The sequence below is a fragment of the Halalkaliarchaeum sp. AArc-CO genome, assembly GCF_024972735.1.
GTDB lineage: Archaea > Halobacteriota > Halobacteria > Halobacteriales > Haloferacaceae > Halalkaliarchaeum.
The window spans coordinates 2677706-2701081 of sequence record NZ_CP087723.1; the positions used below are offsets into that span (position 1 = coordinate 2677706).

27 protein-coding genes and 2 pseudogenes are annotated in these 23376 nt (G+C 56.1%); 14 read left to right on the top strand and 15 right to left on the bottom strand.

What is annotated here, in order from left to right:
• Positions 1-72 precede the first annotated feature (72 nt).
• Positions 73-483 carry an ArsR/SmtB family transcription factor gene (locus AArcCO_RS14025; RefSeq protein ID WP_259534115.1) on the bottom strand — a complete coding sequence of 137 codons (411 nt, stop codon included), beginning with the start codon at positions 481-483 and terminating at the stop codon, positions 73-75.
• Between the two features lie 98 nt (positions 484-581).
• On the opposite strand from AArcCO_RS14025, the gene AArcCO_RS14030 reads away from it, so the two are divergent.
• The gene (locus tag AArcCO_RS14030) at positions 582-1202 is read left to right on the top strand and encodes a DUF7509 family protein (RefSeq protein ID WP_259534116.1); all 621 of its coding nucleotides are present in this window, start codon (positions 582-584) and stop codon (positions 1200-1202) included.
• Positions 1203-1692: 490 nt separating this feature from the next.
• Here AArcCO_RS14030 and AArcCO_RS14035 read toward each other — a convergent pair whose 3' ends face one another.
• A complete protein-coding gene (locus AArcCO_RS14035; RefSeq protein WP_259534117.1) occupies positions 1693-2238 on the bottom strand; it encodes a DUF8170 family protein in 546 nt (181 codons plus the stop codon).
• Positions 2239-2367: 129 nt separating this feature from the next.
• On the opposite strand from AArcCO_RS14035, the gene AArcCO_RS14040 reads away from it, so the two are divergent.
• Positions 2368-2781 carry a MarR family transcriptional regulator gene (locus AArcCO_RS14040; RefSeq protein WP_259534118.1) on the top strand — a complete coding sequence of 138 codons (414 nt, stop codon included), beginning with the start codon at positions 2368-2370 and terminating at the stop codon, positions 2779-2781.
• Between the two features lie 11 nt (positions 2782-2792).
• Positions 2793-3122 carry a DUF433 domain-containing protein gene (locus AArcCO_RS14045; RefSeq protein WP_259534119.1) on the top strand — a complete coding sequence of 110 codons (330 nt, stop codon included), beginning with the start codon at positions 2793-2795 and terminating at the stop codon, positions 3120-3122.
• Here AArcCO_RS14045 and AArcCO_RS14050 read toward each other — a convergent pair.
• From AArcCO_RS14050 to AArcCO_RS14065, 4 genes are all read right to left on the bottom strand, one after another.
• Complete coding sequence (locus AArcCO_RS14050) at positions 3054-3776, bottom strand: nucleotidyltransferase domain-containing protein (RefSeq protein WP_259534120.1); 723 nt, start codon at positions 3774-3776, stop codon at positions 3054-3056. The two genes, AArcCO_RS14045 and AArcCO_RS14050, sit on opposite strands and share 69 nt — an antisense overlap.
• 74 nt (positions 3777-3850) lie before the next feature.
• A complete protein-coding gene (locus AArcCO_RS14055) occupies positions 3851-4303 on the bottom strand; it encodes a type VII toxin-antitoxin system HepT family RNase toxin (protein WP_259534121.1) in 453 nt (150 codons plus the stop codon).
• Positions 4293-4733: a type VII toxin-antitoxin system MntA family adenylyltransferase antitoxin gene (locus AArcCO_RS14060; protein WP_259534122.1), complete on the bottom strand. Its 441-nt coding sequence runs from the start codon at positions 4731-4733 to the stop codon at positions 4293-4295. Before AArcCO_RS14060 ends, AArcCO_RS14055 begins: the two co-directional genes overlap by 11 nt.
• Positions 4734-5021: 288 nt before the next feature.
• Complete coding sequence (locus AArcCO_RS14065) at positions 5022-6149, bottom strand: transposase (RefSeq protein WP_259534123.1); 1128 nt, start codon at positions 6147-6149, stop codon at positions 5022-5024.
• A 165-nt stretch (positions 6150-6314) separates the two neighbouring features.
• Here AArcCO_RS14065 and AArcCO_RS14070 point away from each other — a divergent pair, with 165 nt between their 5' ends.
• Positions 6315-7529 carry an RNA-guided endonuclease InsQ/TnpB family protein gene (locus AArcCO_RS14070; RefSeq protein ID WP_259534124.1) on the top strand — a complete coding sequence of 405 codons (1215 nt, stop codon included), beginning with the start codon at positions 6315-6317 and terminating at the stop codon, positions 7527-7529.
• Positions 7530-7567: 38 nt separating this feature from the next.
• On the opposite strand, the gene AArcCO_RS14075 is transcribed toward AArcCO_RS14070, so the two are convergent.
• The 4 genes from AArcCO_RS14075 to AArcCO_RS14090 all read right to left on the bottom strand — a co-directional run bounded on the left by AArcCO_RS14075 (position 7568) and on the right by AArcCO_RS14090 (position 8882).
• Positions 7568-7876, bottom strand: a complete 309-nt coding sequence (locus AArcCO_RS14075; protein ID WP_259534125.1) for a nucleotidyltransferase family protein — start codon at positions 7874-7876, stop codon at positions 7568-7570.
• Between the two features lie 70 nt (positions 7877-7946).
• Complete coding sequence (locus AArcCO_RS14080; RefSeq protein ID WP_259534126.1) at positions 7947-8153, bottom strand: hypothetical protein; 207 nt, start codon at positions 8151-8153, stop codon at positions 7947-7949.
• 237 nt (positions 8154-8390) lie between these two features.
• A complete protein-coding gene (locus AArcCO_RS14085; RefSeq protein ID WP_259534127.1) occupies positions 8391-8675 on the bottom strand; it encodes a type II toxin-antitoxin system HicA family toxin in 285 nt (94 codons plus the stop codon).
• On the bottom strand, positions 8676-8882 hold the full coding sequence (locus AArcCO_RS14090; protein WP_259534128.1) for a type II toxin-antitoxin system HicB family antitoxin: 207 nt from the start codon (positions 8880-8882) through the stop codon (positions 8676-8678).
• A 104-nt stretch (positions 8883-8986) separates the two neighbouring features.
• Here AArcCO_RS14090 and AArcCO_RS14095 point away from each other — a divergent pair, with 104 nt between their 5' ends.
• From AArcCO_RS14095 to AArcCO_RS14120, 6 genes are all read left to right on the top strand, one after another.
• The gene (locus AArcCO_RS14095; protein ID WP_259534129.1) at positions 8987-9169 is read left to right on the top strand and encodes a hypothetical protein; all 183 of its coding nucleotides are present in this window, start codon (positions 8987-8989) and stop codon (positions 9167-9169) included.
• A gap of 330 nt (positions 9170-9499) precedes the next feature.
• Positions 9500-9799 (top strand): DUF433 domain-containing protein, encoded by a 300-nt coding sequence (locus tag AArcCO_RS14100; protein ID WP_259534130.1) that lies wholly within the window; start codon positions 9500-9502, stop codon positions 9797-9799.
• Positions 9800-9808: 9 nt separating this feature from the next.
• Positions 9809-10126 (top strand): DUF5615 family PIN-like protein, encoded by a 318-nt coding sequence (locus AArcCO_RS14105; RefSeq protein ID WP_259536460.1) that lies wholly within the window; start codon positions 9809-9811, stop codon positions 10124-10126.
• A gap of 168 nt (positions 10127-10294) precedes the next feature.
• On the top strand, positions 10295-10663 hold the full coding sequence (locus AArcCO_RS14110) for a UPF0175 family protein (RefSeq protein ID WP_259534131.1): 369 nt from the start codon (positions 10295-10297) through the stop codon (positions 10661-10663).
• Positions 10660-11166, top strand: a complete 507-nt coding sequence (locus tag AArcCO_RS14115) for a PIN domain-containing protein (RefSeq protein ID WP_259534132.1) — start codon at positions 10660-10662, stop codon at positions 11164-11166. The genes AArcCO_RS14110 and AArcCO_RS14115 overlap by 4 nt, the downstream gene beginning before the upstream one ends.
• A gap of 179 nt (positions 11167-11345) precedes the next feature.
• A complete protein-coding gene (locus AArcCO_RS14120) occupies positions 11346-12296 on the top strand; it encodes a glycosyltransferase (protein ID WP_259534133.1) in 951 nt (316 codons plus the stop codon).
• On the opposite strand, the gene AArcCO_RS14125 is transcribed toward AArcCO_RS14120, so the two are convergent.
• Positions 12291-13415: a glycosyltransferase family 4 protein gene (locus AArcCO_RS14125; protein ID WP_259534134.1), complete on the bottom strand. Its 1125-nt coding sequence runs from the start codon at positions 13413-13415 to the stop codon at positions 12291-12293. The genes AArcCO_RS14120 and AArcCO_RS14125 overlap by 6 nt on opposite strands.
• A gap of 59 nt (positions 13416-13474) precedes the next feature.
• Positions 13475-14815: an ISH6 family transposase gene (locus AArcCO_RS14130; protein WP_259534135.1), complete on the bottom strand. Its 1341-nt coding sequence runs from the start codon at positions 14813-14815 to the stop codon at positions 13475-13477.
• 366 nt (positions 14816-15181) lie between these two features.
• Here AArcCO_RS14130 and AArcCO_RS14135 point away from each other — a divergent pair, with 366 nt between their 5' ends.
• From AArcCO_RS14135 to AArcCO_RS14150, 4 genes are all read left to right on the top strand, one after another.
• Positions 15182-16483, top strand: a complete 1302-nt coding sequence (locus AArcCO_RS14135) for a sulfatase-like hydrolase/transferase (RefSeq protein WP_259534136.1) — start codon at positions 15182-15184, stop codon at positions 16481-16483.
• Between the two features lie 486 nt (positions 16484-16969).
• Positions 16970-17740 (top strand): hypothetical protein, encoded by a 771-nt coding sequence (locus tag AArcCO_RS14140; RefSeq protein ID WP_259534137.1) that lies wholly within the window; start codon positions 16970-16972, stop codon positions 17738-17740.
• A 307-nt stretch (positions 17741-18047) separates the two neighbouring features.
• Positions 18048-19916, top strand: a complete 1869-nt coding sequence (locus AArcCO_RS14145; protein WP_259534138.1) for an asparagine synthase-related protein — start codon at positions 18048-18050, stop codon at positions 19914-19916.
• A gap of 3 nt (positions 19917-19919) precedes the next feature.
• Positions 19920-21335: a flippase gene (locus AArcCO_RS14150; protein ID WP_259534139.1), complete on the top strand. Its 1416-nt coding sequence runs from the start codon at positions 19920-19922 to the stop codon at positions 21333-21335.
• Positions 21336-21364: 29 nt separating this feature from the next.
• Here AArcCO_RS14150 and AArcCO_RS14155 read toward each other — a convergent pair whose 3' ends face one another.
• The 3 genes and pseudogenes from AArcCO_RS14155 to AArcCO_RS14165 all read right to left on the bottom strand — a co-directional run.
• A complete protein-coding gene (locus AArcCO_RS14155) occupies positions 21365-22204 on the bottom strand; it encodes an FkbM family methyltransferase (RefSeq protein WP_259534140.1) in 840 nt (279 codons plus the stop codon).
• Positions 22205-22384: 180 nt separating this feature from the next.
• Positions 22385-23029: pseudogene (locus tag AArcCO_RS14160) on the bottom strand (Lon-insertion domain-containing protein); the annotation flags it as partial.
• Between the two features lie 182 nt (positions 23030-23211).
• A pseudogene (locus AArcCO_RS14165) lies at positions 23212-23360 on the bottom strand (ISH3 family transposase); the annotation flags it as partial.
• Between the last annotated feature and the right edge of the window lie 16 nt (positions 23361-23376).

A 23376-nucleotide genomic window follows, 5' to 3' on the forward strand; every position in this document is an offset into this window, starting at 1 on the left:
CCGATATCGACCAGCTGTGGGTGGTTGCAGGACTCTCCGGTATCTGTACGGTTCCGATCGTTCGCGAGGAACTCACGCAGTCGAGCTGTCGTACAGTTCCGAAAACGTCTGCTCGCCGCGAATCAACTCGTCGACGCCGTCGGTAAGCGTTACGTCACCGAATACGGTCGCGCGATAATACGTGTACAGCCCGCCCTGTCCCCGTTCCGTGCGCTGGCGCTTCTCGACCAGGCCGACGTCGACGAGTTTGTTGAGGTGATAGTGGAGCGTGCTATCGTCGATTTCGAGTGCGTCCTCGAGTTCCTTCGGACTCATCTCGCCGCCGTGGACGAGCCGATAGAGGATTTCATAGCGGGTGCGGTGACCCACAGCGGCGTGCATGTCGAGGTATTCGTCGAGATCGAGGACGCTCTCCTCGGGCAGCAGATCTGCCGGATCGTCCGGGACGTCGCCGTCGAACCTCCGCGTTTGATCCGTCGCCATCGTGCGTCACGCTACGAGTCGAATACGCTTAGTCGTTATCAAGCCGAGAGTTCTCGAAAACACCGCTTTTTATATACCTCTGCCGGATAGGAGCAGCCATGACCGTCGAGATCACGCGCGAGTTGATCGCTGAGCGGCTCGGAGGCGTGACGTACGACCGGTTTCTCTTCTATCTGATGGGGCCGTACAAGTCGTTCAACCTCAACTACGTGCTCAGCGAGGAGGAACGCCGCGAAATCGACGTCGACGATCTTCCCGGGCCCTTGCGCCGACTCTTCCGGAACAAAGCGGACATCAACGCGGCGCAGGCACTCTTGCGACGCGTACAGGGGGAACTTCGAACCGACCCGGGAGTGAACGCGTTTCTCGCGCTCGATGTGGGTGTCGACACCGACGACGTGGATGCAGTGACCCAGAGCATCGAATACGCCCGGTGCAGCAACGCAACCGCGTTCGTAGTGCCGTTCCTCGGTCACAATTTTGGCGTCGGGGAAGAGGCCGGCAGTATCCTCGAGAACGTCGCGGAGACGCACGGTGACCGGTTGATCTTCGTCCACGAGGACGACGTGACGAGTGCGATGATCCGATCGGCGCCAGTCCGGTGGGATCTGCGTGTCGAGACCTATGAAAGCGAGAGCGAACTCGTCGCCAAACTGCGGCGGTTCGCCGGCGAGGTGATGCACGCCGAACGGCGGGGCGACCTCCGTCGGCTGGAGTAGGATCGGAGCGCACACCGCCGCGGGTGCTGCAACGCGTCCCCCGACGTCGATCGGTGGACGACGCGTGAAAATCGTTCGCTCCACACTGGTCGGCGATACTCTGGAGCGTCCCGGTTCGAACGCGACGGAGCGAGCCGACTGATCGGGATCACGGAGGACGTCGAATCGGAACGGGACGCGATCCGTTCGACGGACGTCTTCGGTTTCGGGGGGAACAGGGAGTGTTCGGTCGGTCGAGAACAGTGGCTCGACCACTGTACGAACAGCTCGAAAGCCCCCGGCGTCTCGACTCCCGGGATCGCGGCTGCGCTCCTCGCTTCGCTGCGGTGCTTGCCGGATCCGGGTTCGCCGAGACGCCGGCCCCTTTCAGTCCCACCCGGCCGGTCGGACGGGCCAGCCATCGCTTATCTGAACACGACCTCCGAGTACGTCTCCCGGTCTCGGAGGCCGTCGAGGAACCGAGATCTCGCGATCTCGTTCGAATACCGAGTCACGGGAGTTCCTCGGTCATCGCAACGAGGTCCTCTTCGGTCCGCCAGCGGTACAATCGCCCGTGCCGGTCGAACAGTTCGAAGACGCCATCTTGCATCCAGCCGAACGGATGCTCCTCCTCGTACTCTCGTTTGAGGACGTGACTTTTGGAGAAATACTCGATCGTCCCGACCAGCAGACCCTGTTCGACGAGGAAGTCGCTCGGTTCCTTCTCGGCGACGCCGACGAGGTGCGTCACGACGTCGGCGATCAGGCAGAACTTCTGGATACTGTTGTCCCACTCGCCGCGGATGTCGACCATCCGGAAGGCGTAGGCGTCCTGCCGGCGGTTGAGGCGATCGACCACTAGATTCAGCCGCCGGATCGGCTCCCGGTCGTAGTTCCCGAGGACGAAGTACGATCGATCGTTCTCGTATACGGGCGTCAGTTCGCTCAGGGCGTGGAGGATCTCCTCGTTGTCCGCCAGCGAGATCTCCTCCTCGCCGAGCTGCTCTTTGGCGCTCGTGAGAACTTCCTCGGGGACGGGCGACTCCTCGTCGGACATGCACTGCCGTTCTCGGAACCGCAAGATATGATTTATGGAGTAATTCACCGAGTTATTCGTCCTTCTGTTTACGTTAGCGTAATTTACCCGAGGGTAAACTACTTGACGTCGGGGGGTGTACCGTGGCGTATGAGCACCGACGTGGGGACCGCCGAGGGGACGGAAACCCGCGAACTCGTCCACTTCGTGACCCAGCGGACGCGGTTCGCGCTCGTCAACAACATCCTCCAGCACCCCGAGCAGTTGCCCTCGATGTACGAACTCGAGGAACTCAACCCCAGCGTGAGCGACGCCACCGTCTACAAGCACGTCCAGAAGCTGATCGACGCTGGCATCGTGAGGGAGGTCGCACTCGACGACGACCAGCGCCGGCAGGGCTATCCCTGGAAGTTCTACGGACTCACGGAGGAGGGACTGGCGTTCCTCGAGGAACACAACCTGCTCGCCGCAGAGGAGACCCTCCAGAGGATCTACGAGAGCATCTCCGACAAGCCCGAGAAAATGGTGAAATACGAGAACGCCCCCCGTCCCGAGGTCGAGTAACCCACCGCATCGTGGCCCGCGACGAGGAGATCCGGTCGGGATCGCCACGGATCGGCGGCACCCGGATCACCGTCCTCGACGTCGAGTACGACGTCTCGATGGCCGAGCTGTTCACGGCGCTTTCGTACGACGACGATCACCGGGAGGCGTTCGCCGACCGGGAGCAGGAGTTCGCGACCGCACGGCAGAACGGAGAGCGTCGAACCCGATCGCTGCTCGCGGACGGTTCGAACGCCACAACGACGGTGCTCAACTCGTCGCTGCACGGATCCTCACTGCGCATCGCCGAGCACCTCCGCGGCGTCGGCACCTCCCAACGCCACGTCTTTGACGCGCTCTAACGCGTCGCTGTCTTCGATCACGATTCCCTCGGCCAGCACTTCGTCGATTCCGTCGTCTGCCTCGCCGTGGCTCACCGCCGACTCCACGGACTCGACCAACACCTCGAACTCGTAGCGGTCACCCGGCTCGCCGAATCGCTTCTCGCCGAGGTCGACGGCGATATCGGTCGCCGTGCGTCGTGCCTGCAGGATGTCGTCGCTGTCCTCGACCAGCAGCCAGACGTCGATGTCGCTGCGGCGGTCGGCCTCACCGCGTGCGACGCTCCCGAACACGAGCAGGGCCGAAAACGACGGTACCTCCCGGCGAGCCCGTTCGACAAATTCTCGCACCGGTTCACGGAACTCGTCTTGGGGCAGCGCGAACAACGGCTCCTCGGGAATCATCACCCGCTCGCGGTTCAGGCGCACGCTCCGGCTGCGCCCGCTCTCGTCGACCCGGACGAGCCCCAGCCCCTGGAGCAGGTCGACCGCACGCGTCGTCGTCTTCGAGCCGTTGTCCGTGATCTCGCGAAGCTGGCGCACGGTGAACTCCCTGAACGGGTTGCAGGTTAGGAGTTCGAGGACGTCTTCCATCGCCACGTACCGGAACACTTGTTCTTCCCCGAACGGGAAGGAGATGTGCAATCCAACTCTTTGATCACTTTTAGTGCCCATGGACACTTTTAGTGTCCAGTAGCAGTAAAACGTTTTGTCAGCCCTCTCACTCGAATACATCGCTACAACGGTCCCTATCCGTCGTCAGTAGCTGCCTCGTCGAGATACTTTCGAACTTCGCGACAGAAGATCGGGAACCATCGCAAATCCTCCTGGAGATGGGAATACACTTGTTCGTCGTCGAGGTCGCCCCCGTAATTGTGTGCGAGGACGTTTCGGAACCCGGCAGCCTCCCCCATTCGAGTCGCAGTTTCCGTCGAGAGGGCGCCCAGTCGTTCGAGACGGTGAAATTTGTCGGCGTTGGTGGCGGGCATTTCCTCCTCCGAATCCCGGATGAGCAACTCGGCGATGTCGATGCACGCCTCGATAGCGACCTGGAACTCCCGTTCGACGATCGCCTGCTGCTCTCGATCGGCGAGGTACTCCTCCCGTTCGAGCGACTGTTTCCGGGCGAGTAGCCCCGTCGCATCCGCCACGAACTCGACCTTGTCGACGATGCGCTCGATCGTCTCCGTATCAGACGTCAACGGCCTCCTCCATCTCGGCAAGCAGCGCGTCGAACCGGGCGAGTCGGTCCCCGTTCTCGTCGTCGGGCGTCCGATCGGCGAACCGACGTCGGAGTCGGTCGGCCCGATCGGGACTCCCGACCAGAAGCACCCCGCGCTCGAGGGCCGCCTTCCCGACCGCCGGCCGAACTCCGTCGAGATCGACCACGTCGACGTCGTCGGTCCCCAGCTCCCGGGTCAGCTCGACGATCACGTCGAGACGCGCCCGCCGTCTGTCGTCGGACGACAGCTCCGCGTCGAATTCGACCGCGACGTCGACGTCGCTGTGGGCGTGTGTCGAACCGGTCACCTGCGAGCCGAAGAGGACGCCCAGCCGGATCGGGTGTCCCTCGAGCACGCCGCGGATCGCATCGACGTCGATCCCGTCCACGTCGTCGATCGCAGGGGCCATACCAGTAGGTAGCCTCGCCATCACATAAAAGATGGCTCGCGTCGACGACGATCACAGTAATTTCGAGGCGGAAACCCACGGCTTTACAGTAGTTGCTGATTTGGACGAGTCGAAAACTCGTAGAGGTGCTTCATCGATCAGTTCGGTCTGTAATTTCGGTAGAGTTGAGCTGAGAGACTAGGGTAAAATAGCGACGGCCCTTGTCATGAGTTAGAGACAGCAGTCTTGCCAGTAGACAGGGGCGTGCTGACCTGGGCCGGCCGCCCAGGTCAGCCGCCACAGACTGCGTTACCCGTACGGAACAACACCGAGAAACTCCCGAAAGATCGCTGTCGGAATTGATTGGTCATCTTCTGTTTGGTGGTGTGGTGTCAAGAGCAGATTCACCAGCACCCAGAGATTGTACAGTGCGACAGCGAACAAAAAGTAAAACAGCCGGACAGAGAACGTCGGTGACGTTGTCTTGGGGAGAAACTCACCGACTTTCCGGTAGGAGGTTTCGATCCCCCAGCGTCGGCGGTAGGCTTCGGCCAACGCCTCCGCGAACTCGACCGCGTCGGGGTCGAGTTCGCTGGTGGTCACCAGACAGAAGTGGTCGTCCTCTCGCGTCCGGTGTGGGACGACGACCAACCGAACATCCACCCGGCACGTCGGTGGATTCGACCGCCGCATCTCGTACTCTGTGATGAACGTGTCTGCGTCGTGTTCCTCAATCCGGCGTTGCACGCCGCGATTTGTTGGTGCACGCATCACCAGATTAACGTCTAGTTCGTCGAAGACCTTGACCAACCGCACGCGGTAGAGTTCGCGGTCGCAGTAGACCTGATTGAGCGTCACGTACTCGCGTGCGGTTGAGACGAGTTGGCGGACTACGGCCGCCAACTCGTCGGTACTACCGTCTTCGAGAACTGCCCAATCGAGCGTAAAGCGGACATCTGGATCGACGATGCAGATGGTGGCAAACTTGTATGCGAGATTCGTTCCCTGGTCTGGGTTCGTGTTCGCCACTTTCGGCGTTTTTTCCTCACCGTAGAACAGCCAATCGTGGATGTCGATTGCCACGTCAACGGGCTGTTCGAACACGCGAGTCCGAACAGCGTGCGTAAGCATCTGTTTGCGGACGGCATCGAACTGATCGTCGATGCCGTCCGCGTCAAGATCACGAAGATTGTACAACAGTGCCCGAGCGAGCGGATTTCGTGCGTCTGTCTCTAAAGAAACTTCCTCACCACGAGCACACTGGTATGCTTTCGCGCCAGCATTGGCAAATTCGTTGTCGAAGGCGATTCGAGAGAGGACTGGCTCGAAGTCCTCTCTCGTGTAAGTTGCATTCGACGCGACACCGAAGTCGATCTCGGGAAACAACAACGATGATGCTGCTGACGTGACCTGCTTTGCCTCCCTTGTATCGACCATACTGAAAAAAACGAACCCAGTCAAGTCGGCTCTTTGGCTACTTCAGCAACTACTGTTTAGCCGTGGGAGGAAGCCGACATGGTAGGAAACAGCCACCGAGAAGCGGCAGTCTGACTCCCCCATGTTACCGTAGCACTTATGAATCTATTCCTCTACATATGAAGTATGGCGGAGGTGCGTCGCACAGTCGTCGTCAAACTCGACATAGACGACAGCGACGCAACTCTCCTCCACGAAACCGTCGAGGAGTACCTGTGGGCGTGCAACTACGTCGTCCGCGACGCATGGCAGGACGACTACAAGCCCACTTCTAAGACGGAACTTCACGACCGGACGTACGCCGACGTGCGCGAACAGACGCGCCTCCAGGCGAACCTCGTTCAATCCGCACGCAACCGAGCCGCCGAAGCCATCAAGGGCGTCGTCGCCCGGTGGAAACGCGGCAAGAAAGCGTCGCAACCACACTTCACGACGCCCTCGGTTCGCTACGACAAACGGAGTGCGACGTTCTACGACGACCGAGTGTCTCTCTCCACGGTGAACGGACGCATCGAAGCCGAGTACGTCCTGCCGCCGGAAGGCGAGAACCCGCAGACGAAGTACCTCCGAAACGGCGAGTACGAGGTCACGGGTGCGACGCTCCAGTACCGCGAGACGACGGACACCTTTTTCCTCCACATCGGAACAAAGGCCGACGTGGAGTCCGAGATACCGGACCAAGGCGACGCCGAGCACAGCACAGTCCTCGGCGTCGACCTCGGTATCGAACAGATTGCCGTCACGTCAACTGGGATGTTCTGGAGCGGCGATTACCTCAACCACCGTCGGCGGGAGTACGAGCGGGTGCGGGGCGACCTGCAACGGACAGGCACGGAGTCGGCCCATCGAACCATCGAACGCATGGGCGACCGAGAGACGCGGTGGGTAGAAGACTACCTCCACCGCATCTCGAAAGCCATCGTCCACGAAGCCGTCGCGCACGACTGCGAGACGATCGCGTTCGAGGAGTTGACGGACATCCGCGAGCGTATTCCGGGTGCAAAGAAGTTCCATGCGTGGGCATTTCGGCGTCTGTACGACTACGTGGCGTACAAGGCCGAAGCGGAAGGTATCGAAGTGACGCAGGTAGACCCCGCGTACACATCCAAGCGGTGTTCGAAGTGCGGGACGACGTTGGACGAGAACCGATCGTCACAAGCGAAGTTCTGTTGCCGGAAGTGCGGCTACGAAGTCCACGCAGACTACAACGCGGCGAAGAACATCGGCTTCAAACTACTCCGTGCGGGGCAAAAGTCTCCGCACGGAGGGGCGACACGTCACCTCGCCCTGAAGTCGGGGACGCTGAACGTGAATGGCGGCTACTCGCCTGCCACCCAGTAGGGTCGGCCAGAACGGGAGTCCACCGACAAGCCCACGACTTAGTCGTGGGTTGGTGACACGTAGACGACGTCGTCGGTAACGCGGGATTCGATCCGCGGTTTCAGCGACCCCTTCGTGACGAGATCGACGTCGACGCCGAGCCGCTCCGTCAGTTCGTTCTCCAGGCGAACGAGATCAAGCAGCGTCACCGGTCGCTCGAACGCGACGAGCACGTCGAGATCGCTGTCGGGTCGCTGTTCCCCCCGAGCGTACGAGCCGAAGATCCCGAGCTCGCTGATGGGGTACTCCTCCTGGAGCTCCGGCTTGAGCGCAGCGAGCGCCGCCCGGATCTCCTCGTCTGGAGGCATGTTCGACCGTTCGACGTCGACCGGTAATTGTATTGCGGTCGTCACTCCCTGAACCGGCCACGGGAGGTGATCACAGCCGTTCCTCGCGAGCGTCGTCGACGACGTCGCTCATCGGTTTCCCCTCGGCAGCGGCGGCCCGGAGGTCCCGAAGATCGGATCCTTCGTCGGTGGCATGTTCGTCGAGGAACGCCTCCAGCCGCCGACGGAGTCCCCCCGTGCGCGAGGGACGCAAGAGGTGTCTTCCGAGTCCGGCGACGTCCTCGTCTCCGTTGCTCATGGCGGATTCTCGGCGTTCCCTCGGTTATAATAACTTCCCCGACGGGTCGGTGACTCACCAGATCGTGGCCCGCGAGCAGGAGATTCCGCCCCTGGAGGCTGGAATCATTCTGGAGGCGCTGCGGCCCGTCGTCGAGGGCTGAGTTCGAATGGCTGCCGACAGAGAACTCGTGTTCGTCGACTCCTCGGTGCCCATCACCGGTGTTCGTCGATCCAACATACTGACAGTTGTAGGCCGTTACCGGGCGATCGGCGGGCCGGGTGGCCGATCGACCGGTAAATCACTACAACTGCCAGTATCACACCACGCGTGAAAATCGTTCGCTCCACACTGGTCGGCGATACTCTGGAGCGTCCCGGTTCGAACGCGGTCGTGAAGCGGAACCGTGACCGTTCGTTTCTCCCCGGTCACGGGATGGGTGTACTTCAAGATCGCATGATCGCCGCGTGTTCGGTCGTGCCGACATCCGAACTTCTGTAGCACGGAAACGATTTCCTCGCCGGAGAAATCTCGAGAACCCATCTATCGGCGTTCGAACCACGGCGCGTCGGGTTCGGGAGCCGACGTGTCCTCGGCCCGGGCCCGCCTGGTTGCCGCCACCGCCTGGTCGAGGTTGGCGAGGGCCTCCTCTCGCGATGGCCCCTGGCTCGCAACGCCCACGTCCTCGTCGATGGCCGACCACCACCCATCGTCCTCCTCGACGAGACGAATTTCGCGACCGGTGCTCATACGGATCACTAGGTCCGAATATGGGATAAGCGTTCGGTCCGGGATTTCTCGATTGCAGGCGACAGCCGACCCTCCGACGGTCGACGCAACAGGAAGACCTCCACGTGGTCGCCGGCGAGGACGACGTCTCGATGGCCGAACTGTTCACGGTGCTTTCGTACTACTACGATCATCGGGAGGCGTTCGCCGACCGGGAACGGGAGTTCGCGACCGCACGGCAGAACGGAGAGCGTCGAACCCGATCGCTGCTCGCGGACAGTTCGAACGCGACGGAGCGAGCCGACTGATCGGGATCACGGTGGACGCCGAATCGGAACGGGACGTGATCCGTTCGACGGACGGCTTCGGTTTCGGTGGTGTGAACGGGGAGTGTTCGGTCGGTCGAGAACAGTGGCTCGGTCACGTTACAGACATCTCGAAAGCCCCCGGCGTCTCGACTCCCGGGATCGCGGCTGCGCTCCTCGCTTCGCTGCGGTGCTTACCGGATCCGGGTTCGCCGAGACGCCGGCCCCTTTCAGTCCCGCCCGGCCGGTCGGACGGACCACCCATCGCTTATCTGAACGCTGTTTGTCCGAGTTGTTCGAGGGTTTATACGGCAGGCCGACCAACGGACGCTCATGACGAGGATCGTCCGCGACGAGGAGATCCGGTCGGGATCGCCACGGATCGACGGCACCCGGATCACCGTCCTCGACGTCAAGCGTCGAGTCATCGACGAGCAGGAGGACCCCCACGTCGTCGCCGGCGAGTACGACGTCTCGATGGCCGAGCTGTTCACGGCGCTTTCGTACTACTACGATCACCGGGAGGCGTTCGCCGACCGGGAACGGGAGTTCGCGACCGCACGGCAGAACGGAGAGCGTCGAACCCGATCGCTGCTCGCGGACGGTTCGAACGCGACTGAGCGAGCCGACTGATAACTGCGAATTCTCGCCGATACGAACGTCCCCGACGAGTACGTGTCCGCCCTCCGGGGGGACGGCCACGAGGTCGTCTACAGCCGCGACGTCTCTCCGTTGGGCCCGGAAGCGACCGACGACGCGATCACGGAGTACGCCGAATCGGAACGGTACGCGGTACTTTCGACGGACGTCTCCGATTTCGGAGGCAGAAACGCCGACGTCCCGATACTCGTCGCACCACAGGACATGTCCGGAAGCGACGTCCGCGTCGCCGTCGCCCACCTGGAAGCACTCCCGTTCGACCCCGCACAGACGGACCCCATCTGGCTGTCCGGCCTCTGATACTGATTCTCGGCCGTAACAGAACGATCCGTGGGCCGGGTGGCCGATCGACGGGTGATAACTTCCCCGTCGTCGATCGGTCGGTGACTCACCGTATCGTGGCCCGCGACCGGGAGACCCTCCGACACAGTTCATAAATAGTATGAAGACGTAGCTTCGGGCGGACAGATGGCACGAATCACCGGCTCCTACCCGGACGATCTCGACCTCCTCATCGAGGGTGCCGTCGAGGCTGGCGTGTTCGGGGGCAAGAGCGACGCGTTGAGAGAGTTCGTTCGTGAATACTTCGAAGACCACGAAAACGAGCGCATTGCCGCTGCAGTTGCCCTCTACGAACGCGAACGGATCACGCTCGGTGACGCTGCGCGACTTGCCGACGTCGATCGATGGACGATGCGTGACATCCTCCGGGAGCACGGGGTCGAACTCCGATTCGGTCTCGTCGACGAGGACGACGCAGCCGACGAGGCCGCCGCAGCGAGCGAACTCGAATTCAGTGACGAGGACTCGGACGACGAGGAGACGCGTGCGAAATGACAGGTGACGGCGCTCCGTCGAACCCGAGCGTCCTGAACACGACCGTCCTCTCGAATTTCGCCTACGTCGACCAGCTGTGGGTGGTTGCAGGACTCTCCGGAATCTGTACGGTTCCGATCGTTCGCGAGGAACTCGAAAACGGCGTCGATGACCATCCGTATCTCCGGTCAGCGCTGGATGCACTCGACGACCAGATTCCAGTCGCAACGGTTTCGGACGCAGTCGCAAACAGGGAAGCGATCGTCAGTGACCATCTCGATCCCGGGGAGGCACAGGCGTTCGCCCTGGCGGACGCACGTGACGGTCGACTGCTGACCGACGACGGCGATGCCCGGTCGTTCGCGAAAGACCAGGGCGTGACCGTCGTCGGGTCGGTCGGCGTCCTGTTGGCTGCAATCGACGCCGGAAAGATCGACGAACCAACCGCTGACGAGTGGCTGTCGACCTGGATCGACGAGATCGGCTACTACGTTCCGTACCGAACAATCGGAGAGTATCGGTGACGAACGTCCTCGGAGTTCAACACTCGACGACGAGCAGGTGACCTGGCTCACGGGAGGCGAACTCGCCGACGAGCTCGACGCGGACTTCGTCTCGGAGTTCGAGTAGCTCACGACGGGGAACAGCGGGTTCGTAACGTATAACCGTCCGACGGTGGACCTTCCACCGATCACCGGACGCCATGACGGACCCAGCGGACCTCCGCGTTTTGCACCTGGTCACCGCCGAGGAGATCTTCTTCCGGCAACAGATCGAGACCCTGGAACGGAAGGGCGTCGACTGCACGGTGCTGGTGGTCCCCGGCGCCGAGCAGATCGACGGCGACATGGCGGCGCGGCGGGGCGTGCGGGAGTACCTGCAGTTCTTCCCGATGGTCCGGCGGGAGCTGCGCCGGGGGGAGTACGACCTGATCCACGCGAACTACGGGCTGACCGCCCCGTACGCGGTCACGCAGTTCCGGCTGCCGGTCGTGGTGACGCTGTGGGGTTCGGACGTGGTCGGGTTCGACGGCCTGGTGACGAAGGCGTTCGCCTGGCGGGCCGACGCGGTGACGGTCCGCAGCGAGGAGATGCGGGAGTTGCTGGGGCGGGAGGACGCGTATATCGTGCCGAGTGGGGTGGATCTGGAGCGGTTCCGGCCGATCGATCGGGGGGTGGCCCGGGAGCGCGTCGGGTGGGATCCCGACGGGACGCACGTGTTGTTCCCGTACGCGCCCGACTACGAGCGGAAGAACTACCCCCTGGCGAGGCGGGTGGTCGATCGGGTCGAGTCGGCGCTGGGCGAGGCGGTGCAGTTGCAGACGATTTCGGGGGTGCCCCACGAGGAGGTGCCGTACTACGTGAACGCGGCCGATGTGTTGCTGTTGACGTCGCGGCACGAGGGGTCGCCGAACACGGTCAAGGAGGCGATGGCGTGTGATGTTCCGGTGGTCTCGACGGACGTGGGGGACGTCCGGGAGCGATTGGCGGGAGTGGAGCCCGGTGGGGTTGGGGGGAGTGAGGAGGAGTTGGTGGCGCTGGTTCGGGAGGTTCTGGAGTCCGAGGGTCGGTCGAACGGGCGGGAGGTTGTGAGGGAGGTTAGTTGGGATCGGATCGGGAAGCGGTTGGTAGAGATATACAGGGACGTTTTATAAGTCCGAGAAGATCTCCCGGTACTGGTCAGTCACGGATTTCATCGAATACTGTTCCCGAACGAGTTCTCGACCGTTCTGGCCCAGCGTGCGACGTTTTCGAACGTCCCGATAGAGATCCTCGACGACGTCAGGAAGGTCTTCCACCGAATCCGCCTGTATCCCGACCTCCCGATCGGTGATCTCCCCATGTAGCGTGTACTCGACGGTGACGACGGGTGTCGCGTATCGCCACGCCTCGAGAAAGGTGTTGCCGAAGCCTTCGTACGCCGACGTGTTCACGAAGATACTCGCCTTTCTGAAGTATTCGTGAATCTCGTTCGGAGGAACGAATTCGATGAATTCGAGGTTGTCGATCGTCTCTGCTCGGCTCGTTATTTGTTCGAAATAGGAATTGTCCCGGTCGTCGTTGTCGGGCGGGCCGATCATGACGAACGGTACCTCCGGAAGCGATTCGGCGAGATTTAAAAATCGCTCCGGGCGTTTTTGATCGCGGTCGAGGCGACCGACCCACAGGACGTACTCGCGTTCGTCGTGATCGAGAACCTCCTCGTCGGGTGGGAGGTCGTACCCACAGGGTACGACGGTGGAATCGATCCCGTGTTCTCGATCGAGAACCTCTCGCTGGTGGGGAGTGAGGACCGTGACGTGGTCGGCGCTCCGGACGGCAGACAAATACGACTTCGCGAGAGCCGGGTTTTTGTTCCGGAGGTGCTCCGGTTCGACGTTGGAATCGTTCGCGACGGCGTAGACGAATTTCGCATCCGAAAGGCGGCAGTAGAGAGCCGTCACGATGCAGAGGAAGTCGTTCCCCCGGACGTAATAGACGTCTGCGTCGACGGCTCGGAGGGCTCGAAGCAACGAGGTCGTCTTCAGGGGAGCGTTCAGAACGCCGCGTTTGTCCGGGATCTCTTTCCAGACCTCGATGTCGTCGATGGTTTCTGGGGACGGTTTTTCGTCGTAGTCGAGAGTAACGATCGAGACGGGAACGCTCTCGTCCCGGAGTCTCTGTGCGATCAGGTACTGCTGCCGTTCCGCACCACCGACGCCCTGCTCGACACCCGATCCAAAATACGTGTGAATGGTGTCCGAGACGAAGCAGACGTGGGGAGACTGGCTCATGGAGATAGTGGCTTCAACGCCGTCTTCTCGCTTAAATCTTGGTCGCGTCGCAAAGCGGTCTAGAGTTTGCCTCCGGTGCTCTCAATTGAGAGGTCACAGCTCATTGCTGTTTTGGTTGATCGCTGGAGCAGTTTGTCGAGAAACGACTGATAGTGCGGTGGATCAGCGTACTTCACGAGTCGAAGCTGGAGTACCGCCTCCAATCCCTCTGCTGTCCAGCGCATCCCTTGGTTCTTACAGCGCTTGCTGACTTCACCCATCAGTCGTTCGACGGGGTTCGAGGTCCATGGCACCTCGAACCCCTCGATGGCTGCCTCTGCAAATGTTACAATCGACTGCAGCCACCGCCGAAGATACCCCGTGGCCTTCTCTGATCCGTACTGGTCTAGTTGCCACGCTGTTTTCTCGATGCGATCAGTCGTGCGCGCGATCCGCGAGCGGATCGCCGCGAACTCTTCGTCTGGACGGTGCTTGGCGACGGAGTTCTTCAGATGGAACACCTCGTCGATCACTTCCGAGACAATTTCGTTACGCTGATCCATAGAGAACACGCCGTCGTCCCAGAGATTGTAATCAAGCGTCCGGCCGACGTGGACAAGATCAAGTTGGTGATCGGTGTGTTCATCGGTAAAGGCCGTGACGATGCCCTCTTCGGCGTCACTGACGACCGTCGCGTCGTCAGTGACTGCATCCTTGTCATCGAGTTCAGCGGCTGTCTCGTCCCAATCAGCGTTAACTGAGAGATCCAGCAGAGAGCGTGACTCGTCGGCGGTGTCTTCGCCGAGCGTGGCTTGGACAGAATGATATGAGCGGTCGTCGTCTTGGCTGTGACACTTCGTGCCGTCAGGAATGACAGCGTCAGCGTCTGTGTCAGCGACACAGTCTGGAAGAAACTGCTTGAGCTTGCCGCCGTATTCTCTTGCACGGCGGTTGATGGTGGTCGGCGACGGCATCCGTTCGAAGATGCCGTCGCCGTGATCAGCAGTATCACGATAGCTGAGCGACGTAGCGAGATCGACACCTTTGGCGGCGATATCTTGTTGATAGCGGTTTTGCCCGTCGAAGGCGATCATGTCTTCGACGGGCCGGAAGTAGCTGGATTCATCGTGGTCTGCAGCGGTGTCTTGGACGTAGTGAAGAGAGAACTCGTGCTCACCAGCGGTTGTGACGGCTGTACGGGTATCGGTGCCAGCACGTTGGAAGCGATTATCACCGTTGCCAGTGGCGTGTTTCTCCCCACAGAGCGCCTCGACGCGGGCGGCGTCGAGGCTCTCGACCAGTGATTCGAGGAGAGCCGATTCGACATTCCGATCGGTGATGAACTCGGCGAGCGTGGCCAGCGGTATCGTTTTGTCGTCGTCGATGCTAACGGTCAACCGCACGTCGATTGTGGCGTGCATGGGACACCTCTCTGGGTGGACACCAGAGGCGTCCCCTTCCTCAGGGGAATCAGTTGCTACTGAACTCTAGAGGACTTTGCGACACGACCAACTATTCTTCGAGCGAGTGGATCAACGCCTGAAAGTCACCCATTATTAATCTGAGACGCATTACAGCTTCCTCACCTTCTATATCAAGATTCTGCCTTCAGCAGATTCAGTAGGTGCTTACAGAGCCTGTCCGAAAAATGTTTATCTTGCCGGTAAATCCGGCTAATAAACGCTCTAACCGATTCTGAGACCGTAAAATTCGGATCAAAATTGTTTTTCGGACAGGCTCTTACAACGCACAATTTATATTAATATGCGATTGAATATGACTCAGTAATGAATGATGTCTTTTTAATCACTGTTGATGCCCTGCGCCGAGATCACTTCAACAAAACGTATTTTTCCGAGTGTTGGAACAGTGGATTCAATGACTTTGTACATTTTCAAAATTGTTATTCAAATGGTGTCGCAACACCCCTATCATTTCCCAGCATACACACAGGATACCCGGTTGAAGCTAAAGGAGAATTAAAAACTGATGTGCCAACAATAGCTGAACTTTACGATGACTATACTTTTGCAATAACCAACAATCCACATCTTCGGCCGGATAGAGGATATGATCGTGGTTTTGATTCATTCACTCGGAAACCTGGGGGGTCCTCATCGCTATCTATCTACAAACAGATAAAACAGGTTGCAGGCAAATCTGATATTCTAACCAAAGTCCACAATCTCTTTTGGGAAACTGTTCGTGACTCTATGAGTACTCAGCCAGATTTATCACCATCATCTAGTAGAACTGCTGAGAATATATTGGGACAGTTGGAAAGCTCAATTCAGTCACAACCTGGGTTTTTTTGGGTTCATCTTATGGAACCACATCATCCATATTATCCGCAAAAAGTCACGGATCGAGATATAGTAACACAATATGATAGTGAACAAATCAAACATATAAATAATAAGATCCGGGGTCCTGCGATAAGAAGCATGGGGCTTGACAAAACAGGTAAGGATCTACCATCACCTACAGAAGAAGAGATTGAGTTCTGTCGGGAAATGTATGGTGAGATTGTTAAATATATAGACAGAAATATTGCGAAATTTTTCAAAGAAATTCAGCAGAGTGGTCGATGGGAACAGAGTATGATAATACTCCTCGCTGACCATGGGGAAGCCTTTGGAGAAAATGGTGTTTTTCAACATGACTGGTCTGCGAATCCGATTGACTCACTTATTGAGGTTCCTTTAGCAGTGAAATATCCGAACAACAAATACGCCGGAGAAAATCATACACACGCAGTACAAACGGGTGATTTGTTGGCTACGTTATCTGGGGTGTTTGACTGGAACGTGAACTTACCACGCCACACTCGCCCGTTTATAGAATCGGGATACCGGCCCATTATTTCGAAATCAAATAATGCGCTCAGAGTAACTACAGATAATGGGTATGCTATCCAACGGGATGATTCGATTGTTGAAACTAATGGTGAGATCGCTGATGAGGCCCTGACCGTTCTTCGATCCGCTTCCCTGCCTTCCGTTGAATCTATGTCTGGTGATATTCCGGGGTTAACTGGTAGAGAGCAGGATGAATTGGAAGATCGTCTTAAGCATCTCGGTTATAAATAGACGTTCTTATTTTGTGTATGGTGTGACGACAGTATATGGTGTGTAGTTGTGGCTATATCTAACTTATTTATTTCTCATTTCTTTGAGGTGTATCACATCGTCTGATGAAGGTCGTAATTTGAACTCCGACGTTGACTCCCCTTGTTATCTAACGAAGAAGTCTTGCCCAGGGTATGGTCACGGTCTGCTGAAAAAAGTTGCCTGATCGTCTGACGTAATACTATGTATTCCGAACTCAACACAGTGGAATACAATGGTATCACTCACTTTCGACACCCGGAGATCTTCGATCGGTCAATTTTGCGTCTGTCAGTTATCTACTTCGCTCATGAGTAGAACATTGTTGATGGACTGCCTTCTTGGACTTCGCTCAGTTTACTCTCAATTTGAAACTCCACGTAGAGGTGCTTAAAACGGTGCTCGCAGCTCGGACTCTGATAACCGTAGCTCTATTAACAATCTCCTACACAAGAGCGTATGAAGAATATGATTGAATCGCAGGTGAAGAGTGGCCTGCGGAGATTTGGGATCGACATCAGTTATGTGAATGATGGGGACCGCAACCCGCAAATGTACACAAACAGTTTGAAAGGCGCCATTTCAGTAAAAAAGCCCATGAATATTATCCAAGTTGGTGCTAATGATGGAAAACATAATGATCCAATTTATGAATTTGTGAAAGATCAGGAAGGTTCCACTAATATTATTCTGGTTGAGCCAATAAGAACTGTTATTCCATATTTAGAAGAAAATTATTCATATCACTCGTCAGCAGAAATAGTTAATAAAGCTATTGGGGGTCAAGAATCTTCGTCTATACGGTTATACGGGATAGATCAAAATTATTGGGATGATATAAATGCAGGATATGGAGAAGATTGGCCTGATTATCGAATCCCAACTGGCGTGACTACTACAAATAGGGATCAGTTGTTGCAATGGATCTCGGAAAATGTCCAGTCTGACGCTAACCCAGAAAGTATTATAGAAGAATTTGATGTGGAAGTAGCTCAGCCAAATTCGATTATAAGCCAATCACAGAACATGGATGATGTCCAGCTGTTACAGGTGGATGCAGAAGGGTTTGATGACGAGGTGGTCTTTTCATTTTTTGAAGCAGATGTGTACCCGAATATCATCAATATCGAAAGGAAACATCTAAGCCAAGAAAGGCAGGAAATATATGATCAAAGATGCAAAAACGAGGGGTATGATGTATACAACTACACCTCTAGTGAGAAACTTGCGATGAAGTGATGTATGAAACACATAGAATTTATCGGGCCTGCTGGCAGTGGGAGATCTAAACCGAGCCAGAGAGCGAGTGGGCAAGATCACTGCACCACTCGGTGGATTGTTTGCAGTCTGGATGACTCCTGCTCACCCTTCAGAAGTCGGCGTCGGTATTCGGATTGATGTACGCCCGCAGGCGCTTGTACGATGGCGGTATCTCGCTGGACTTCTCCTTTTCGTCAGATCAGGAGACGCAGTTAATAAGTTATGCTGAGGGGTGGACGGTCCTAAATGGGTTGATTTATACGGATGATTTACTATCTGGGATATAATGGCAGGACTCTGCGGGGTTGTAGGTGCCCAGAGAGGGGCTATTACTGACCTTGCTAATGCGATCAACACTTTTGGTGATCAACGAGAGTCACTTTTTCGTGATGATCTCTTGGAGCTCGGGTATGTCGATCATGCAGTCGCATTTGATGAGCAACCAGCAACCACAAAAAACGTCTCAATTTGGTGCTGGGGTGATATTCTGGGACACGAACACCGTGGTAAGTATACCCCCAGATCAGGCAATCTAAGCGATGCAGAATACTGTGCATCCCTTTACGAGACCTATGGGTTGAATTTCGTTGCAGGATTGAATAGTGAATTTTCGGGAGTTATCTATGATCACGAATCCGAAACTGTCTCCTTGTTCACAGACCGGTTAGGATCTCGGCCAGTATACTATACGCGTACTCCAGATGGATCTCTCGTCTTTTCGTCGCTATTGCAGTCACTTGCTGCTCACCCAGAAGTGGGACTAGAAGCAAACCCAGAGTTTCTCGCGGAGTTTCTTGCATTTAGTCATGTGTCCGGTGTGGAGACACCTGCCAAGGGAGTTGAAGAGATCCCGCCTGGTTCAATATTGACGTTTGACACAGAAGGGAAAATCGTTGATAGCTGGCGATATTGGTGGCCGGTTCCAACTGAGAGAAAGAGTTCATATTCAGAATTTGTTGACGAGTTTAGTGAGGTATTCGTTGACGCAGTACGTGACCGTTCCGACCAAAAACGATACCAGGGAATATTATTGAGTGGGGGATCAGATTCCAGACTCCTTCTAGCATCAATAGAAGATGATGTGACTGCGTTCCATATGAATGAGCAGTTGGATGGCAATAAAGAGGCGCAGACAGCACAGCAAGTAGCTAACAAACTGTCTCAAAGTTTCAAATTTCTAGAGCGAACAGAAGATTATTATCCAGGTGTATTCAGTATGGTAGGAGAGATCACGAACTTCAATGGACTCCCTCGTCATGCTCATCCTACTGGTTTTACTGACAAAATATCCAATCAGGTTGAACAATTGTATTGCGCTCAATATAGCGATACGATTTTGAGTGGAACATATGTTCCGAAAGAATCCATTTCATACCCGTTGTTGAACCATCTGTACCCGTCATCGTCCCCCCGAAAAATCCGTTCTCCTGAAGCATATTTTGATGCAATAAGTAGTGGCGAAGTTGGAGATTACAATTGTCCTCTGCCCTACCTAACAGATGAGTTAAACCCAAGAGAGACACTGTTGGAACGAGTTGAAGAGAAAGAAAGCTCGATCCAAAATAGCGGTGTGAAGTATCAATCATGGAATGCAATGATCGAGTTCGGCATGATTCATCCCATCACCAATGTGAAAACTTTCATCTTTTATGAAACCCTCAATCAAATGCTTCCTACAAAGTATCCATTCTTAGACAATCGTATTGTGGACCTTGCGCTACAGATGCCATCCTCGTATCGGTACAAAAGGGATATTGTTGAAACGTCGTTGTCTGAACTTAACCCCGAGCTTGCTTCGATTCCTCACCCGGGTCACGGTCTGCCTCTGCATTACCCATATTATATAAAACACTATGTGGGGAAGGCAGCCGCACTTCGGAATAAGGTTGAACGAGCGGTCGCTTCGAGCGAGACTGAGGATTCAATAGGTGGTGGCGGTGGATCGTGGCCTAATCACGAAACATTGGTCCGTCAGCATTCGTTTGTTAGGGATATACTGGAGAAAAATGAGGACCGGATTCGTGCTTCTCCGTATTTAGACTACGATGCTGCCCAAGACTGTTATACTGCTCACCTTAACGGTGAAAACTACACACAGCAGTTGTATGCCCTGATCACAGTCTTAGAGTCCTCGATAGATTTAAACAGCGCGTGAAATATGGATCTTGCTCGATCTACGCTTAAAATCACCGCAGCAAAAGTTGGTAGCCTAGTACTGACGTTTGTGGGTACGGCGTTCTTTGCCCAGGAGCTCGGTGCAACATTACTCGGGATCTTCTTCCTGTTTCAGGCTGTTCTGGGTATTTCCGCGCTCCCCGCCAACCTGGGTACACGTATTGCTGTCGAAAAACGTATAAGCGAAGGTGGGCCTGCGGATCGGATTCTCGGGACTGGTATCGCCCTGAAATCAGCACTACTTGTGATTATAACTGGAGCGATTCTTCTTTTTCAGTTTCATCTGAACCAGTATATCGGGGCTGAAGTAGCCGGATTACTCATTCTCGCAATCTTCCTTCAGGAATTCGCTGGCTTGATGATGAATGTTCTCAAGGGAGAGTTGCGAGTAGGAGAGACAGCAACGCTTCGCTTTGCCTATTCCGTTGTCTGGGTTACTCTCGGTGTGTTCCTTGTGACACTTGATTACGGTGTGATCGGTTTGATTTATGCCGTGATCGCAGGGAAAGGGCTGCAGCTTCTCTGGGCGAAATATAAGACCTCTGTTGGGATTGGTCGCCCAACTATGACCCAGGCTCATTCCTTAATTGATTATGCTAAGTACAGCATCGTTCCCGAAATAGATAGCCAAGTCCACAGTTGGATGGACGTGTTGATCATCGGGTTCTTCCTCACCCAAGCGGATGTCGGAGCATACGAGGTTGCATGGCAGGTCGCCGGCCCCGTCTTGCTACTCACCGGGGCGATTGGGACAACGATCTTTCCGCAAATCAGTTCCTGGTCAGCAGATGATGCTATCGAACCACTCGAAAGGTTACTCCCGAAGATCATTGTACCATCGGTGATCTTTGTGTTTCCTGCGTTCTTTGGGGGCCTTTTATTGTCAGAAGAGATTCTCGGATTGATTTTCGGTGAAGAATTCACAGCGGCTTGGCTTGCGTTAATTATTCTTTTAGCAGGCAAGCTCCCCCGTGCTATCAGACAAATCGCTGGGAAGTCTCTACTTGGACTTGATCGTCCTGACCTAGTCACTCATGCCGCTATTGTAGATATTATCGCTAATCTTCTGCTTAACCTTGTACTCATCTGGCAATTCGGAATCGTGGGTGCAGCATTAGGAACAGTGTTATCAATGACTCTCGGTACCATCCTCCGGACCTATTATTTGTCACAGTTCGTCAAAATCAGAATACCGTATAACGAACTTGGATGGTGCTTACTATCCTCAGTCGCAATGTACGTCATATTGTACCTGGCGAAAAGTACGGTTGAAATCAATTCGATTATTCATTTATTCGGGTTCGTATTCGCAGGCGCAGCACTGTACGGAGTGTTCATTTTATTGTATCAACCCCTAAGGGTAGAAGTCGTTGAGCAGACCCGAGCAGTCATCCGGTGAGTTAGACAGAGATCAGGGGAGACTTGGGATCATTTCTTAGCTTTATAGAAGATCTCACTCCCCCTACTGCTGTGGAGTCGTTCAACTGTAAAACCGAACTCTCTCAATCGGTTCTCTATGTCTTCTGCTGAACTTCCAAAATCTTCAACAGAAGGCCGGAGATCCAGTCCCGGTAGATGAACCTCACAGTATACCGTTCGGCAACTGGGGGCGGAGAGTGCCTTTTCTAACCCCTCAAGAACAAGTGGCTCTGATCCTTCCACGTCTATCTTAATCACATTCGGTGCAGGTATTTCACCATCAGCAATAAGCTGATCCCCGGTCGTTGTTGGGACTTCAATTGTGGCTTCTGACTCGTCTGCTTCTATCGACGATGACCCATAACCCACATCGTCTTCACTTGGCTGGCTGAATTCGATATTCCCAACGGAATCCGACAGCGCAACATCGACGATCTCCACATTCTGTAGCTGATTTCGAGCGACATCTTGTTTCAACAGGTCGAGGTTCGGGGGATACGGCTCGAATGCGATCACTTCTCCATCTGGACAGGCTTTCGCTGCAAAAAGCGTGTACAGGCCCGTATTCGCTCCAACATCGTATACAACGTCCCCTTCTTTGATCTCGTTAATGAAATCTGCAAGCTCCTGTTTTTCAGATTTGAAACGACTTCGATTTCGCTTTACCACCGTGGGTGTCGGAGCAGAAAATGTAATAGTATGATCAGCCAGTGTGAAGGAGTACCGGCCGCGGACAGACATTGACTTGCAGTAGACATCTCGGTGTATTTTTCGGAGAGTTCTCTGAAGCAGCGTTATTGCACCTTTCTCTTTATAAATGGATATACCTCGAGTGATGGCAGATGTCACGGTTAAGAACAGATAACTATAGTAGACCAATATCTGTTTTGATTAAATTCTGGTATCATCAATTTAACTATTTCTAATCAAGGGTAACCAATCGCCCACAACTTGTACTGATTGAATCCCACACCCACCTCCCGTTCAGTTCGTCCCAAGCTCTTGCCCCCACACCACGTACCGAGTGTACTACTCGCGGTCGAGACCCTCAACAACAACCTCGGGGGACCGGAGCAACTGGTGGACCCGATAGCTGCCCTCCCCGTGACCGCCACCGGTGTGTTCGCTTTCGGTGATGCCCAGAAACGCCTGTTCCTTGAGGAGACGCTGGACCCGATCGTAGCTCAACGGAGACGACTCCGTTTGACTGACGACCTTCTCGTAGGCGTCGTACACCTCCGCAGTGCGAAACCGCGTTTCCTCCGTCTTCTCGGTGAGCAACGCGAGCGAGCGAAGGACGTGTTTCACGTGTGGCGTCTGTCCGCTCACGAGTCGCTGGAATCGGTTGATCTCCGCCTTTCGGAGGGCGGCGTCGACGTGACCTTCGGTGACGGTCGTGGCGCCTTCCTTTTCGGCGAGGCGCCCGGCCTCGTAGAGCACGTCGATGGCCTTGCGTGCATCCCCGTGTTCACGGGCGGCAAGCGCCGCGGTCTTCGAGATGACGCCGTCCTCGAGAACTCCCTCGACGAAGGCGTCCCGGCGGTGATCGAGGATCGCCCGGAGCTGCGTGGCGTCGTAGGGGTCGAAGACGAGTTCGTTGTCCTGCAGGGACGAGTCGACACGTTCGCCGAGTCGATCACGGTATTCGATCTTGTTGCTGATGCAGATCACACCGGTCATCAGTACCTCACAAAGCATCGCCTGTTAGCCTGACCTGAGCCACCTGCTCTGGTGTGATAAGTCATCTGTAACGGTCGAGCAACGCTGATCGAAGACGGAGCTGTCGCTGTCGGCGGCGCTCAGCCGCCGACGCGACAGCGTCGCCACTCGCGACTGCTGCCACGACCGATGGACCGTTACCGGACGAACCGGTCGTCGAGCCGCTGGTTCGCTGAAACAACTCTGTACACACTAAGTGCTGTCCAGGCTGCCCACAGTACCATCTCACAGAACTTTGTGAACGGCCATCTCCAGAGACGGCACCCCCGCGCCGGGGCGCCGCCAGGTTCCACACTCTTCCC

Excerpts from the sequence above, each read along its gene's own strand:
- AArcCO_RS14025 (WP_259534115.1), bottom strand. The coding sequence starts at position 483 with ATGGCGACGGATCAAACGCGGAGGTTCGACGGCGACGTCCCGGACGAT.
- AArcCO_RS14030 (WP_259534116.1), top strand. The coding sequence starts at position 582 with ATGACCGTCGAGATCACGCGCGAGTTGATCGCTGAGCGGCTCGGAGGC.
- AArcCO_RS14035 (WP_259534117.1), bottom strand. The coding sequence starts at position 2,238 with ATGTCCGACGAGGAGTCGCCCGTCCCCGAGGAAGTTCTCACGAGCGCC.
- AArcCO_RS14040 (WP_259534118.1), top strand. The coding sequence starts at position 2,368 with ATGAGCACCGACGTGGGGACCGCCGAGGGGACGGAAACCCGCGAACTC.
- AArcCO_RS14050 (WP_259534120.1), bottom strand. The coding sequence starts at position 3,776 with ATGGGCACTAAAAGTGATCAAAGAGTTGGATTGCACATCTCCTTCCCG.
- AArcCO_RS14060 (WP_259534122.1), bottom strand. The coding sequence starts at position 4,733 with ATGGCCCCTGCGATCGACGACGTGGACGGGATCGACGTCGATGCGATC.
- AArcCO_RS14065 (WP_259534123.1), bottom strand. The coding sequence starts at position 6,149 with ATGGTCGATACAAGGGAGGCAAAGCAGGTCACGTCAGCAGCATCATCG.
- AArcCO_RS14070 (WP_259534124.1), top strand. The coding sequence starts at position 6,315 with ATGGCGGAGGTGCGTCGCACAGTCGTCGTCAAACTCGACATAGACGAC.
- AArcCO_RS14075 (WP_259534125.1), bottom strand. The coding sequence starts at position 7,876 with ATGCCTCCAGACGAGGAGATCCGGGCGGCGCTCGCTGCGCTCAAGCCG.
- AArcCO_RS14080 (WP_259534126.1), bottom strand. The coding sequence starts at position 8,153 with ATGAGCAACGGAGACGAGGACGTCGCCGGACTCGGAAGACACCTCTTG.
- AArcCO_RS14085 (WP_259534127.1), bottom strand. The coding sequence starts at position 8,675 with ATGGGTTCTCGAGATTTCTCCGGCGAGGAAATCGTTTCCGTGCTACAG.
- AArcCO_RS14090 (WP_259534128.1), bottom strand. The coding sequence starts at position 8,882 with ATGAGCACCGGTCGCGAAATTCGTCTCGTCGAGGAGGACGATGGGTGG.
- AArcCO_RS14100 (WP_259534130.1), top strand. The coding sequence starts at position 9,500 with ATGACGAGGATCGTCCGCGACGAGGAGATCCGGTCGGGATCGCCACGG.
- AArcCO_RS14110 (WP_259534131.1), top strand. The coding sequence starts at position 10,295 with ATGGCACGAATCACCGGCTCCTACCCGGACGATCTCGACCTCCTCATC.
- AArcCO_RS14115 (WP_259534132.1), top strand. The coding sequence starts at position 10,660 with ATGACAGGTGACGGCGCTCCGTCGAACCCGAGCGTCCTGAACACGACC.
- AArcCO_RS14120 (WP_259534133.1), top strand. The coding sequence starts at position 11,346 with ATGACGGACCCAGCGGACCTCCGCGTTTTGCACCTGGTCACCGCCGAG.
- AArcCO_RS14125 (WP_259534134.1), bottom strand. The coding sequence starts at position 13,415 with ATGAGCCAGTCTCCCCACGTCTGCTTCGTCTCGGACACCATTCACACG.
- AArcCO_RS14130 (WP_259534135.1), bottom strand. The coding sequence starts at position 14,815 with ATGCACGCCACAATCGACGTGCGGTTGACCGTTAGCATCGACGACGAC.
- AArcCO_RS14135 (WP_259534136.1), top strand. The coding sequence starts at position 15,182 with ATGAATGATGTCTTTTTAATCACTGTTGATGCCCTGCGCCGAGATCAC.
- AArcCO_RS14140 (WP_259534137.1), top strand. The coding sequence starts at position 16,970 with ATGATTGAATCGCAGGTGAAGAGTGGCCTGCGGAGATTTGGGATCGAC.
- AArcCO_RS14145 (WP_259534138.1), top strand. The coding sequence starts at position 18,048 with ATGGCAGGACTCTGCGGGGTTGTAGGTGCCCAGAGAGGGGCTATTACT.
- AArcCO_RS14150 (WP_259534139.1), top strand. The coding sequence starts at position 19,920 with ATGGATCTTGCTCGATCTACGCTTAAAATCACCGCAGCAAAAGTTGGT.